At 67.2% G+C, this 13,883-nt stretch carries 9 protein-coding genes; all 9 read right to left on the bottom strand.

What is annotated here, in order from left to right; genetic code table 11:
- Window positions 1–12 precede the first annotated feature (12 nt).
- On the bottom strand, window positions 13–1,911 hold the full coding sequence (locus ACZYZ7_RS03040) for a glycosyltransferase family 39 protein (protein WP_463740169.1): 1,899 nt from the start codon (window positions 1,909–1,911) through the stop codon (window positions 13–15).
- A 70-nt stretch (window positions 1,912–1,981) separates the two neighbouring features.
- Entirely contained in the window at window positions 1,982–2,782 is an 801-nt protein-coding gene (locus ACZYZ7_RS03035; protein ID WP_463740168.1) for an AfsR/SARP family transcriptional regulator, read from the bottom strand.
- A gap of 195 nt (window positions 2,783–2,977) precedes the next feature.
- Window positions 2,978–3,172 carry a hypothetical protein gene (locus ACZYZ7_RS03030; RefSeq protein WP_450069016.1) on the bottom strand — a complete coding sequence of 65 codons (195 nt, stop codon included), beginning with the start codon at window positions 3,170–3,172 and terminating at the stop codon, window positions 2,978–2,980.
- 31 nt (window positions 3,173–3,203) lie between these two features.
- Entirely contained in the window at window positions 3,204–4,970 is a 1,767-nt protein-coding gene (locus tag ACZYZ7_RS03025; protein WP_463740167.1) for a hypothetical protein, read from the bottom strand.
- Window positions 4,967–6,292: a hypothetical protein gene (locus ACZYZ7_RS03020; RefSeq protein WP_463740166.1), complete on the bottom strand. Its 1,326-nt coding sequence runs from the start codon at window positions 6,290–6,292 to the stop codon at window positions 4,967–4,969. Before ACZYZ7_RS03020 ends, ACZYZ7_RS03025 begins: the two co-directional genes overlap by 4 nt.
- Complete coding sequence (locus ACZYZ7_RS03015; RefSeq protein WP_463740165.1) at window positions 6,282–8,252, bottom strand: ATP-binding protein; 1,971 nt, start codon at window positions 8,250–8,252, stop codon at window positions 6,282–6,284. The genes ACZYZ7_RS03020 and ACZYZ7_RS03015 overlap by 11 nt, the downstream gene beginning before the upstream one ends.
- Window positions 8,245–9,744, bottom strand: a complete 1,500-nt coding sequence (locus ACZYZ7_RS03010) for a hypothetical protein (RefSeq protein WP_463740164.1) — start codon at window positions 9,742–9,744, stop codon at window positions 8,245–8,247. The genes ACZYZ7_RS03015 and ACZYZ7_RS03010 overlap by 8 nt, the downstream gene beginning before the upstream one ends.
- Window positions 9,741–11,723 carry a phage tail protein I gene (locus tag ACZYZ7_RS03005; protein WP_463740163.1) on the bottom strand — a complete coding sequence of 661 codons (1,983 nt, stop codon included), beginning with the start codon at window positions 11,721–11,723 and terminating at the stop codon, window positions 9,741–9,743. The genes ACZYZ7_RS03010 and ACZYZ7_RS03005 overlap by 4 nt, the downstream gene beginning before the upstream one ends.
- On the bottom strand, window positions 11,723–13,876 hold the full coding sequence (locus tag ACZYZ7_RS03000) for a putative baseplate assembly protein (RefSeq protein ID WP_463740162.1): 2,154 nt from the start codon (window positions 13,874–13,876) through the stop codon (window positions 11,723–11,725). The genes ACZYZ7_RS03005 and ACZYZ7_RS03000 overlap by 1 nt, the downstream gene beginning before the upstream one ends.
- Between the last annotated feature and the right edge of the window lie 7 nt (window positions 13,877–13,883).

Genomic DNA, 13,883 nt, shown 5'->3' with positions numbered 1-13,883 from the left:
CATGCGCAGCGGCTATTTCTTGAGCGGCGCGCGCAGGTCGTACACCGTGTCCGAGCCCACCTTGGTCGGGGTGAAGTTCGCCTTCACCCAGTCGGAGATGTCGGTGTGGGAGTTGTTGCCGAAGAAGCCGCCGTGGTCCTTGTCCTTGGATTCCGGGAGGATGTAGTAGGTGATCTGCCGGTCGCCGACGTAGGTCTGGAACTGGTCCAGCGTCGGCGCCGGATCGGTTCCGGTGAAGCCGCCTATCGCCATTACCGCTGTGTCGGTGGACAATTCGAGGCCGGCCGCGGCCCCGGACCGATTGATGGCCGCCGACCACGTGGTGTTGGTTCCCCGCAGCATCGCGTTCACCTCGGGATTGTCGGAATTCCATCCGTGCCCGTGGCCGTGGCTGTCGTCGGGATCGGCCGGTCCCACGCTCGGACCGCCTCCGGTGTGCGACTGGCCCAGGGTGGCCACGGTGTAGGCGGTAGATCCGGCCAGCCCTCCGATGATCGCCACCGCCAACGCGGCGGCCGCCATTCCGCGGGCGCCCGCCCGCAACGCCCAGAGCAGGGCCACGGTGGCCGCGACTGTCACCGCCAGGATCGACCAACGCAGCGGCGGCAGCCACGACGCATTGCGGCCCAGGATCCAGAAGCTCCACGCCGCGGTGCCCAGAAGCATGGTGATCAAACCGATCTGGCCCAGCCGGTCAGTGCGCCGGCGCCACATCTCGGTAACGCCGATCGCGAACATCGCCGCCAGCGCCGGCGCCAGCGACAGGCAGTAATACGGGTGGACCATGCTCTTCATGAAGCTGAGCACAAACCCGTCGATCAGCAGCCAGCTGCCGAACAGGATGGTTCCGGCGCGGACCAGATCAGTCCGTGGCTTCCCGCGCCGCGAGATCAGTACCAGCACCACCGCTAGGAGGCCGGCGGGCAGCAGCCAGCCGATCTCGAAGCCGAACTCGCCGGTGAACAGGCGCGGCAGGCCGTGGGCCTGACTGCCGAACCCGCCACCGTGCGCCGCGGTGGTGGGAAGCCCGGCCACCTCGGCCGCGGTGGCCGGCCCGGCACCCATGTGGTTGTGACCGAGAACCCGGCCGAACCCGTTGTAGCCCAGCACCAGGTTCATGAAGTTGTCGTCGGTGGATCCGGCGAGGTAGGGCCGTGAGGAGGCGGGCCACACCAAGGTGAGCACCACGAACCATCCGGCGGAGGCGAGAAACGCCACCAGCGAGCCGGCCAGGTGCAGCAGACGTTGACGCATCGGAACCGCTGCGGCGACCAGGTACACCAGCCCGATGGCCGGCATGACCATCAGCCCTTCGAGCATCTTGGCCAGAAACGCGAACCCCAGCGCCACTCCGGCGAGAGCCATCCAACGGGCACCGTGGTTGTCCAATGCGCGCACCGCGCAGTAGGCGGCGGCCGTCATCAACAAGACCATCACCGCATCGGGATTGTTGAACCGGAACATCAACGCCGCCACCGGCGTCAGCGCCAAGACCGCACCGGCCAGGAGCGCCGCCCGCGGACCACTGATGCGGCGGACCGCACCGTGGAGCAGCGCGACCGAGCCGACAGCCATCAACGCCTCCGGGATGAGCATGCTGGCGCTGCTGAACCCGAACAGCTGGCCCGACAGGCCCATCACCCACTGGGACACCGGCGGCTTGTCCACGGTGATGAAATTGGCCGGGTCCAGCGATCCGAACAGCAGCGCCTCCCAGTTGAGCGAACCGGCCCAGGCCGAGGCCGCGTAGAACTGATTACCCATACCGTTGACGGTGATGTTCCACAGGTAAGCCAGGGCGGTGGCGGCCAGGAGCGCGGGCAGCGCCAGGCGCTCACGAGCGATCCGCGGGGTGCCTCGGGGGGCTTCGAGGGCAGGCTCGGCGGAGGCATCCTCCAACGTCGTCGTCACAGGTCCATTAAGTCGGGGCCGCCTTTGTCTGAGCTATGTGGCCGCCGGGGATCTGCTGTGATGACGTGCCCTACGAAATCGGCGCGACGACCGGCATCAGGTGTCCTGCGCTTATCCGTGGGCGATCGACGATGGCCGGCCGGCGGGGTTCGGCGCGGCGCGTCAGATGGACCAGCGCCTGAAGGTCGATTGAGGGATCGACGCCCAATTCGCGATGAAGCACCTCGGCGTACGCGCAGAACACCCGGCGGGCCTCGACCAAGTTGCCCTCGGCCAGGTGCGCCGAGATCAGCGCCCGCTGAGCGGATTCACGCAATGGTTCACAACCCACCGCCACCATCGCCGACTCCACCGCCTCACTGAACCGGTGTTGCGCCGTCAGCATCTGACTCATCTTCTCCAGTGCGTGCAGAATCTTCTGGCGCATTAGCTCCCGCTCGGTGATTGCCCAGTCGTCGTAACAACCCGGAAGAAGATCAAGTGCCCGAACTTTCTCACCGAAATCGGAGAAATCGCCATAGAGCGGGTCGCCGGCGAGAATACGACGCGCCCAATTGGACGTTGCATCGATGTCCACCGCGACGTGTTCGGCGAGCCCGATCGACCACTTATCCGCGTCGACAACGTCCACTCCCGCGCCCCGCAGGCGCCACAGCGCCGACCTCAGATTCCCCGCGGCGCGAATGTCGTCTCCCAGCGGCCACAGCGCTCCGGCGACGTATCGTCGCTCCAGCTTTCCCTTTTGGAGGGCCATGAACGCGAGCAGCCGTTTGCTCCCTTCAGGAACCTCACGCCTTTCCGCGCCGATGGAGACATACGGCCCGTTGACCAAGTGGACCGTCGGAATGCGATTGCCGGATGCGACCTGCACATCGCATTCCTGGTGAATTCCGCTCATAGCCCGCCCCTAGTTGTGGGAATTGCAGTATTACGAGGCTAACCACGCACCGTCACCGGCTTGTCACGACTGGCACCTTTGGCGTGTCGCCTTCAATGGCATGAATAATCATGTCATCGTGCCGTCCGTATCAATCGAGTAGTCGACTACTCGATTTTTGAATAGACGTCAGCCGTGACCGCTTTGATAGCGCCTCAGAAATGCGGCCACCTCATCAATCGCCGCACCCGCATCGGTGAAAGACTCCACTCGCTCGACCCGGCGGGCGTGAAGATCGCGCGAAGCCAGGTACACCGTCATCACCCGAAAGAGAACCTGGCCTTCGAGGACGTCCACGCTCACCGAGCACACGCCCGACGTCATCGGCTCATCGCTACTCATGACTGCCGACTCGCTACCGAATCTGCGGGGTTCGAATGATGAAGATCGCCTCGGCGAGGCGGGTGTGGTCGTAGGCCGGCACGATCACTTCGTTCTCACGCCACGTATCGAACGGCAGCAGGTCGACGCCGAGCAGTCCGGAACGCACCGACATCAGTGCCACCCGATGGTTTGAACCCGACGCGGTGGTGGCCAGAACCATCAACCGGTAATCGGTGCTCTCGTCGACTTTGGCTTGCAACTTGCCCAATTCGGTGTCGGTTTGGGGCCGTGCCCATGCATCGACGGGGAAGCTCAATGTCGCCACCTTGCTCGCCGAAAGGAGAAGTTCCGTGTGTTCCCCTACCCATTTCCCCACCACCGACCATCGCGACCCCCTGCCGGCACCCGGAAATTCCTCCACGTCCACCAGATAGACCGGCACCTTGTCGACCTTCGGCGGCCCGCAGGCCCGGACGAACACCATCCACGGGTATTCCCCCTGCGGTTTCAGCTGGGTGAGGTCGGTCCTGGCGGCAACGGGCACCAGCAGTTGCACGAACGGATGTGGCGCGGTTCCCGCCGCCACCGGGATGCGGTCGAGGTGTTGGGCCTGTTCGAGCGCCCGGAGCGCGCAGTCGGCCCGCACTTCGACGACCTCCAGATCGACCGCCGTACCGAACAAGCTCTTGAAGTACTGATCCGGGGCCTGATCCGATGGCCGGGGAAGGACGCCTGCCGGCGGGAGTTCCTCGAAGCTGCTCACCAATGCCGCCTCGCGGAGCTCCTCATCGAGCCGATCGCGCTGCGCTTCGACCAAACTCTTGAGCTCGTCGGCCAGCCGCGTCTGCCTTCCCTTCTGGTGGAGCAGGCCCTCGAAGTCGTGAATCAGCTTGCGCTGCTTGTCCTCGCAGCTACCACCCGTGACCGTCAGCCCGGCTCCGGTATCCACGAGTTGTGCCTCGAATTGCAGTACCTGCGCCATGAAGATGTTCCACGGCCGCAACCCGAGGCGGTTCTCCCACACCGCCCGGGCCGGTCCGTCGCCGATGTCGCGGCGGGCAGTCCAGGTGTCCACCACCCACTTTCCGCCGACCTGGAACAGGACCGCCAGCCGCACCGGGCCGGACGGTGCGGCCGATTCCGGAGCCCCGGCCCGCCACAGCCTGCCCAGCGGCCCACCGACCGGACGGCCCCCACCGGTCGGCGTGAGCCACGGATCCGAGCCGGACCGTTCCCGCTCGAAGTACCGTGACGCCAGCCGGTTTCGCTTCAATGATGCCGGTGCGCCGGCCAGCCCGTCGAGGCTGTCACGGCTGAGCCTGATCGTCACCGCCGCGTCCAGCCAGGGCCGGATGGTGGCCCCGCCGCACGGGTCGCTGCAGAGTGTTCCGTAGACCGCTTCGCTGCCCGCGGCTCGCGGGTCGGCGGCGACCACCTCGACCACCCAGAATTCGTTGGTGCCGAGTTCGGGCAGGGCGTCGAGTTTCAGGGTGACGTCGCTGACCAGCCGCAGCGGCCGCCGGGAACCGTCGATCGCCAGGCCCGGCGCCACGTGAAGGTTGGGACCGTCCAGTGCCACGGTGTATCCGTAATCGACGCCGGGACCCGCTGCGACACCGGCCAGAAGTGCGAATTCCTCTGCGTACGCCTGCATCTGACCTAGGTGCTCGGCGCGCAGGAACAGACCGTTCGCGGCGTTGAGTGCCCGCAGCCCACTGTCGGCGACCGTCACTTCCGGCGGCTGCGGCAGCGCAGGGGCCGCTTGTGGTGACGTGTCCACCGGTTTCCAGGTGGTCATTGTGCTGCCTCCGTCGGATAGAGCGGCTTCTCGAAAACGAGGACCGCGTCGTGGCCGTCGTTGCGCGAGCCCGGTGGGTCATCGACCAGCCCGGCCAGTGGAACTGACGGGTCCTCCCCGAACACGGGTGTCGGACCGGTGCCGTGGATGATCACCCGGACCGTGTCGTATGCAGGCGCGTCGGCAAGAGTCACCACGATTCGCTCTTCCCCGGGCCGGTAGTGCACGGTATCGACGTCCTCGTCGACCCACCCGCGGTGCGACAGCGAGGTGATCCGGACGGCGCGCCGGCCCGCCGACCCCGGGTTGAGTGGTTTGGTCAGGTGGATCGTGCACACGGTTTCGTCCTGCGACCATTCGACGAATCGCACGCGCGGCCCTCCGGCGTCCTCGGCGACCGGACCGATCACCGCCGGTGCCAGACCACACAGCAGCTCCTGAATGGTCGCGGTCGGCAACAGCGTTGTGCGGCAGGCGGGGTCGACATGTGCGTCGACCACTTCGAGACACCCGCTCGAGTCGTCCACCACGATCGTCACGCACGCGAGCGCGACGGTGGCGCACTCGGGCAGTACCGGATACATCGTCGAATGCCCCGTCATCGGGTCGTCCGGTGGCGCGATCTCGGCGACGTCGAGTGCAGCCAGGGCGCGGAACGCGGCGAGCAGCACCTCAGGGCGTTCGCCGGGCGGTGCCGCGGCAGCGCGGTGCCGGGCATGCAGAGCCTGTTCGCCGGCCGGATCGCACTCGCCGACATCGTCGATGCCGAGCAGGACCCGCACGCGGTGATACGGCTGTGGTCCGGTGATGCAGTGTCCGGGTCGCAGGCTCAGCTTGCTGGTCTCGACCACCCGGGAGTAGTCGTCATGTTTACGGCTGACGTCGCACGGGTCGGCCAGTGTGGGCACCGGCGCGGTGCGGCAGCAGTCGAAAGCGACCTCCAGGCAGACCGTGAACTTCCGCTTGCCACAACCTTCCGGTACGACGGATCCGTGGTGCTCTACCCAGTCGCGCAAGTCGACGCACCAGCTGGTCTCCTGGATGAGTTCACGTCCCAGCCCGTCGATCGCCAGTCCGGCGGTGACGCGCAGTTCCCGTCTCCCCTCGATGCACGCCTGGTAGCCCCAGACCACACCGGACCGGTGCAACCAGGCCGAGTGCAGCATCTGCTTGCCACGAGGATTGCCGGCGAGGACCCGGAAGTCGTCCTCCCCGAGCAACATTCCGTACGCGACCCGGAGGGCGAGAAACGGATTCGAGGCCAAGTCAGTGATGCACGAGTCGCATGTGCAGGACACCGTTTCGGTGTGGTTACAGGTCATTTCGTCTCCTCGATGGTTCGCCGGGGAACGGCATCGCGGCCTTCGTGTATTCACGACGCACGGCTGTGATGAGGTGGTTCTGCGTGACTGTCCGGTTCTCGGATGCGGCCATGAAGGCCGCCGCGATGGATGCGTTACGGATTGCCGCGCCCGTAACCGGGTACAGCCGGGCGAGGACGTCGAGATCGACGTCGCCGGCCAGATGCCCGGCCGGAAGGTGCAGTGACCACAACGCCAGGCGGGCTGGTTCATCTGGGAGCGGCAGGTCGATGACGAAGTCCATGCGGCGCAGGAACGCACCGTCGATGTTGTTGCGCAGGTTACTGGCCAGCAACACCAGGCCGTCGAATCGGTCGAGCCGCTGCAGCAGGTATGCGGTCTCCAGGTTGGCGTAGCGGTCGTGAGCGTCGGATACCTCCGTGCGGGCGGCGAACAACCAGTCGGCCTCGTCGACGAACAGCACGGCCTGGGTTCGCTCGGCGACGTCGAATGCGGCGGCAAGGTTCTTCTCGGTCTCCCCGATCCATTTCGACACCATCTGGCTGGCGTCGATCTGCAACAGGTCCGTCTTGGCAGCGGTCGCCAGCGCCTCGGCGGCCAGCGACTTGCCGGTCCCCGGCGGACCCGTCAACAACAGGCGGCATCCGCGCGACGCGCGGGCCTGGCCATTCAGGTACCAGTCCTCGAGCACTTGGGCCTGGTGCTCGAGTCGCGAAACGGCCTCGTGCAGTTGCACACCGGCGTCGTCGGGCAGGATCAACCGTTCCCACGGCACCGACGGCGTCAGCAGCTCGACGCCGGCCGGCAGGCTGACCCCGGCCCGGGCCCGGATCAATCCCGAGATGCCGCTGACATCCGTTTCGCCGTCGCCCAACCGATACCCGGCCCGGGCATCGAGGGCCACCTGCACGGTCAACGCCGGGTCGAGCGGATGGCGGGCCGCGAGATAGGAGGCCGCACTGTCGAATTCGGGTAGGGCCGCACTCCAGGCGTCGCGCCGGTCGGCGGGGGTGACCGGGCCGAGCGGCACCAGGATGACGGGCCGGTTCCGGCCTACCCGCAGCGATCCTGGCGGCGCGCAGACCAGCAGCGGCCCCGGCACATCATCGATGTCGAGAACAGCGGATCCGGCGGCAGGCTCGGTCAACGGGTCGACGACGAGCAGCGCCACAGCGTTGTGGGCCGCGGCATGCAGCGCAAGCAGCCTGATCGCTTCGCCGTCATAGGCCTTGGCCCGGCCCGCCATCAACTGCACACCGGCGGTCTCCCCGAGGGCCGCGCACCGCGCCAGACCCACGGTCTCGTCCTGCGACTGGACCAGCACGGTGCGGGCCCCCGGTGAGGTCAGCGCGGCGGCCGCCCGCTGCACAGCGGGTAGTGCACTCCATCGGGCCAGCCCCGGCGGCACTGCGCCGATATCCACTCCACGCACCGCATCCGGGAGCCTGCGGTGACCGTGCAGGGCCGTCCAGATGCCCGGGGCCGGCCGCAGCACCTGCTCGAACAACGGGGCATTGCCACCGATCCTCACGATGCCCTGACCGCAGAGCCGACCGGTCGAGATGATCCGGCGAAGGGTGTGCCGATCGATCTCCTTGCGCTCCAGCACAAGTGCGGCGATGCCCAAGGTCGGCCATGGTTCCCCGATGGGCCCCATCGCCCGGAACGTCGCCGCGAGACCCTCGTGTTCCTCGGGCAGCCCCGCCAACAGCAACAGATCGCGCTCGGGGTCGGTGAGCCCGTAACGCTCGACGACGTTGCACAGCGGATCGGGTCCCGACAGAGCTGTCGCGTCACGGGTCGTCGCCCAATCACGCAGGAACCCGGCCGTCTCCGCGGCCCCCGATTCTTTACTGCCCGCAGCGGCGACGACGTCGGCGAGGATCATGGCGATGTCGGATGCCAGCGCTGACAATCCCAGGCTGCTCGGCCGTCCAGTCGGCGCCAGCGTGCTAGTCATAGCAGAACCTGACGACGCAACCGAGCCACGGTATCCATCCGGGATCGAGATCCAGACCCGCACGGCGCACGTCGATGTCGACGTCGTCAAGGTCCAGATGCACGTCGATCCATCCGGGGTCCGCAACGATCGAGCCACGACGGAGAGCAACGCGCATGCAGACATCCGCCGGGTCCTCGTCGGTCACATCCATGCGTTCCGCGGTCACCGCGAGCCACCGGGACGCGTACGTCTCAACCCGCCCCTGCTCCTCATCGGTGAGCGGCTCCGCGGGCCGGGGTGGCCCGCATAACGCGAGCAGGGTCGGGTCACCTGCGGAGATCGGGACCATCGCCTGGATCAGCGCGCCGAGGATGCGCCACAACGGGCATCCGGCCAGGACCGGATCGGTGAAGAATTCGTCGGGGATACCGGCATCCGCGGCCGTGTTGAGGAAGAACAGCGCGCCCGCCCAGAGTGTCTGTGCGGGTTCATCCCGGTCGGCGTCGGCCGCGGCAGGCTCACAGTTTCCCGACTCTGTAGCCGGTGGCGTCGCATCGAACGCCGCAGCCTCGGATCGCCTGTCCGCACCCAGGAAGCCTGGTGCCGCCCGGTCCTCAGAGCGAATGAAATGATCTGCCACCACGGCGATTACCGTGTCCGAGTCAGTGCGCAACAAGACCGACGGAGCCGCCTCCGCAATGGCGATCACCGCCCAGGCCCATGCGAGCGGCCGCTCGACCCGGATGGACATCCGGGCCAGCGCCGCCGCCAGAACGGAACGGCCGACCACATCACCTGCCAGTGCCGCCGAACGTTCAGCGGGTCTGCCGGGGTGTTGAGCCGGGAACGATTCGACCGCGACTGTCCGGAGGGCTGGACCGTCCGGAAGGCCGGTGACGCCCGGCGCGATGCGGGTGGAACCGCCAAGTGCACCAAGGGCGATCGACGCCAACTCGGTCCAGCCGGTAGCGCCCAACACCCGGTGCAGGGATGTCGCGCCCATCGCTCGAACGCAGGCTGCCACCGCAGCAATCGCGTCCCGTGGATGTCGACCCAATGCGGCAAGAACCACCCGCGCCTGGTCCCTGCCTGCCTCGCCCACGCCGCGATCGGCCGGGGACAGGAGCCCGACCTGGCGCCAGGCCCACTCGTGGCCGTCGTCGTGCCGTACCGCTGAGGTCAGGAAATCGATGAGGGCATCGACGATCCTCGGATAGAACACGAGACCGCCGGACCGGTCGGCGAGCGCGGCGGCGACCGCATCGACGAGCGCCCGTGACCACTGCGTTTCCAGGGCCGCATCGGACCGGTCGAAGTCAAGGGCCAGTGCGACGTCGAGCCGGCGAACACACCAATACCCCTGCGGTAGCGCCACTTCGGCCAGTGCGGCGTCGAGCCGGCTCGCTGCGACGTGCTGGAGCAGCGTGCTGATCCGGGATTCAGTGCCGGCCCGGTCATCGCTGTTCGCCACCGCGGTCGCGGTGAGCCGATCGATCGTCAACTCCGTCATCCGACCAGCACCTGTCCCGCGTAGGAATCCTGGCCCAACCGGCTGCCGATGGCCGGGGTACCGATGATGCCGTCAGCGCCCAGACGTACCTCACCGAGGCGCAGCGGGATCCAGTCGGCGGCCGGGCCGACGAACGACGTGATGCCGACCCGGACGGTGCCTACCCGCATGCCTGCGCCGAGTTCCTGCACCGAACCGGCGGTGTGCGCCGGCGCCTGGGTCTGCAGCAGGCCGGTCAGCACTTCGCATTGCTCATCGGTGAGATTCCCGGGTATCAGCAACGTGAACCTGTGCGCCGAGGTTGCGAACGATGTCGGTTGCAGAACAGTGCCACCGACGGTGAATCGGCCCAGGGTGCCTGTTTCACGCACGGAGGCACCGACGTTCGGAGTCTTATCGCCATCGGGGGTGGTGCCCAGTACGGTCCCGCCGATACCCCGTAGCTGCCAGTGCTCGATGATCTGTGTCTGGCGGTCGAGATAGATGTCGGCCATCCGCCGCAGCGCCCGGACCGTACCGCGGTAGCGGAACAGATCGAACGCCTCGGCCAGCAGGGTCCGCCGCGCCCCCTCCGGCCACCGCGGATCAAGCGCCAGCCCGAGGAAACTCGCCAGCCAAGGCAACAGATCGGCTCGCACGGTCGCCGGATCGAGCAGTAGCTCAGCACGCCGGTCGGCCTTCTGATCGAGATCGTGCAGCATCCCCTCGGCGGGCGCCAGCATCCGGAAGAGGTAGTCGGGATTGTTCTCGTCGCGGGAGAACACTCGCGGGAGGGTTTCGAGCAAGGCGTGCCCCGGCCGCTCCACCCTTATTGCCCGCAGGCGCGGCGTCACCCGTTCGGTGCCCTTGAGCGCCACCTCCAACCACAGGTAGCGGCCGCGAGGCGCATGCACCGGCGCCTCATAGAGGGGGAACTCGTCAGGGCAGGTGTCGTGCTGCGGCCGGCGGTAGACACCGAATACGGTGGCGTCGTCGAAGATCGGTCGCGTCGATGCGTCATCGGCCGTCATCGCACGGATGGACATCGCCGTGCCCTTCGGCAGACATGCGGTGAAGAAGGCTCTCCCCCAGCGGGTCCGGTCCACCCGGCTGTCGAGCGGACCGATCGTGACCGTCCCTTCGGTCAGGTGCTTGGCGACCGATCCGGTTGTCCACCGGATGCCGGCGACAGTGGTGTACGCGACGTGTCCGCGCGGATCTACACAGATGGCGCCGCCGTCGAAATCCGGTGCGCCCACCGGCTCCAGTTCCAGGTCACCCGTCGGCTCCCATCGCCGGAAGGGGTCCCCGGGCACGCCGGCCACAATGATCGTTCCGTCCGGCATGATGTCCAGGTCAGTGGCCCCGGCGGTCTCGATCAGCACCGTGCCGTCCGGACGTGTCACTACGCTCTGACCACCGCTGTTGCGCCACAGGATGATCGGTCCCGCCGACACCCGGATCGCCTCCAGTCCATGCGGATAGCACGGACGCACGAGGGCCGGCCCGGCCGCGGGCCCGCTTCTGCCCTCGATGAGAAACAGTGTTTCGGCACCCGGTATCAGCGCGACCACCCCGCCGCACTGCGCGGCCACGTCGACCGGCGCCCCGCACATGACGACACGATGAAGTACACGACCGGAATCCAGGTCGAGCACGCGGACCGCACGTTCGGCCCCGTCGGCGACATACAGCCGGTTTGCCTCGTCGACGGCCAGGCCGCGCGGTGCCGGGAACCCCGGCACGGTGCGCCGTTCCGTTGAGCCGGGGCTCAGTACATCGATGGCGTGCGCCCGGCTGCGGTAGGCCCGGCACTGATGGTCGAATGCCAGCCCGCCGGATGGAACAGTCTGACGCTCATCCGGGCACGAGGTGGATTGGGGCCGATCCGTCCAACCGAGTTCGACGCCACCACCCGGCAAGGGCACGGTGTCGCGGAGTTGGCAGTCCGCCCATTGTTCGGGCTCGACCACCAGGCTCAACGCTCGGTCGGCAGCCATCAGCACACGTCCGGCGGCAGCGGTACGGGTTCGGTTTCCGGTGGCGCGGGTTCGTAGGGCACACCGGCGGGCAGCGGCTCACCGGAAACGACGGTGAGGCCGACGATCTCGGGCATCTCCCAACGCTTGAGCTCGACAGTCTCCACGGTGTGGTAGCCCGTCGAGCCCGGGACCGCCAGCAATAGCCCTGTCATGTACTCGACGCCTTCGACCTGCACCGCCACGGCTTCGAGCTCTGCTCGACGTACGGTCCGCCCCAGCGGCCACCCGTTCCCGTCGGGGCCCAGCGGTGGCAGCCCCGACAGATACTGCCGCAGTATGGTGTCGACCCATCGGCGGACCGCATCCACCTGATAGCCCGACTTGACTTGAATTCCCGCTGATACCACAACTTTCCGATAGGTCGGCGGGATCACGTACAACTCGGTGGTGACGAGCCGACGGACATCGAGATAGCGGGCGACACTGCGCAGCAACACGAAATCGGGCATCGGTGCCGACGGGTTCTGCTGGTCCTCCGTAGGGAACACCACGACGCTGACCACACCGGCTGCGGCCACATCGGGTGTGTCGGGATGCAACAGTGGCAGCGTCTCGGCCCGGGCAACCCCGGCGACCTCCAACGCGAGATCACGGAAATCGTCGGCGATCACCGCACGGTCCCGCCGGTGCACGCGGGCGGGGATCTCGTCGAGGGCGTCGGCCAGGGAGGCGGGATCCACCCCTCCCGTCGCAGGGAACGGATTGACGGCATCTACTCCGGCGGCCGCGGTAGCGATCTTCGAGATCGATTTCGCGACAACGTTTCCCGCTACTCCCCCGCCGTATCGATACGACCGTGTCCTGATCCGCTGGCCTCGCTGCGGCACCTCCTTACCGTCGAAAGTCACCGCACCGGCGGCGTAGTCGACCGTGAACGTGGAGGCGCCGACGCCGCCGGTCGCATACGGCGCAACCTCCGTCCAGGGCTTCCAGCCGTCGGTCTCTTCGACGTCCAGCTCGACGGTGCCCGGCAGCACGGGCCGTTGCGCCAAGGGGAAGCGCTGGTCGGTGTCGCCGTCACCGGTACCGAGGAACTCCGGTGTCGCCGTCAACGACTGGATGACGCCGACGGCATTGACCCCGATCCAACTGACATTGCGGATCGCATCATTGATGTGTACCTGCGCCGGTCGGGATACCCGAAGCCACGCAACAACGTTGGCCTGGTCCTTCTCATCGATCAGGGGTGGTGGGCTGTCGGCGCCGCCACCGGGGTTGACCGGGTCGTAGACCGGTAGCACCGGAAGCGTCTTGGGCAGGATGACCTCGACGGTGCCCGTGGTGGTCAGGCCGCGCGTGGTGTCGTCACCGATGTCGAGGGTGGTGAACGCCACCTTGGCGTCCGGGCCCTGCCACAGTTCCCACAACATCGCGGGAGGGTCCACCGTGAGTTGCGGTGACGCGAATGCCGCGGCGCCGGCCGCGTCGAGGTTCTGCAGCGCGAACGGTTCGGCCACCGTCGTGTCGAACGCCATCCCGATGTACACGCCTCGCCCGGACAGCTTGGACAGGTCGGTGGTCTTCGTGCGTTGCACGGCGATCCAGAGGAAATGGTCGATGCTCGCGCTGATATCGACCGGCGCGGCACCGGGTTCGGTCGGGTCTGCCGGTATCTGGGCGGTCTCGTAGAAGGCGGCCATCGTCGGATCGAGATTCGCCCGGTGGGCGGCGTCAGACCTGCGGTCCTGTTCGGCCTGCGTATCGGCTTCGGCGACGCGAATCTTGGCTGCGGCGATCACGGTGATCGGCCAGACGACGATGTCACCCTGCGTTTCGAATTTGACCGAGCCGCCACTGGCGATGCTGCCCCGCGGAACCTCGACGCCCTCGGGAAGTTCTGTACTGCAGGCCACCACGGTGCCGGCCGGTTCCGCATTGCGTGGCGTGACACCCAGCATCCGCAGGAACGCGACCTTGGTGGTGTCCGGGATCTGATTGAACCGGTAGAGAAGTGATTCACCGAGATAGGCGAACAACTCGAGCAGGGCGATGCCGGGATCGCTGCGGTTGAAGTTCGTCCACTCGGGGGTGTAGACCGGGATGCGGTCAACCAGCTCCTGGCGCAGCTGCTCGAAGGTCCGGTTGTCGAGTATCGGACTGATCAGCGCCATGACGACG

This window comes from Mycobacterium sp. IDUB_17 (genome assembly GCF_055419465.1).
The sequence above is the reverse complement of the archived record's forward strand: the minus strand, read 5'-3'. Positions and strand labels throughout refer to the sequence as shown.

What these genes read in the sequence shown, in the direction of transcription:
- ACZYZ7_RS03030 (WP_450069016.1), bottom strand. Translation starts at nt 3,172, where the DNA reads ATGACGTCGGGCGTGTGCTCGGTGAGCGTGGACGTCCTCGAAGGCCAG.
- ACZYZ7_RS03025 (WP_463740167.1), bottom strand. Translation starts at nt 4,970, where the DNA reads ATGACCACCTGGAAACCGGTGGACACGTCACCACAAGCGGCCCCTGCG.
- ACZYZ7_RS03020 (WP_463740166.1), bottom strand. Translation starts at nt 6,292, where the DNA reads ATGACCTGTAACCACACCGAAACGGTGTCCTGCACATGCGACTCGTGC.
- ACZYZ7_RS03015 (WP_463740165.1), bottom strand. Translation starts at nt 8,252, where the DNA reads ATGACTAGCACGCTGGCGCCGACTGGACGGCCGAGCAGCCTGGGATTG.
- ACZYZ7_RS03010 (WP_463740164.1), bottom strand. Translation starts at nt 9,744, where the DNA reads ATGACGGAGTTGACGATCGATCGGCTCACCGCGACCGCGGTGGCGAAC.
- ACZYZ7_RS03005 (WP_463740163.1), bottom strand. Translation starts at nt 11,723, where the DNA reads ATGGCTGCCGACCGAGCGTTGAGCCTGGTGGTCGAGCCCGAACAATGG.
- ACZYZ7_RS03000 (WP_463740162.1), bottom strand. Translation starts at nt 13,876, where the DNA reads ATGGCGCTGATCAGTCCGATACTCGACAACCGGACCTTCGAGCAGCTG.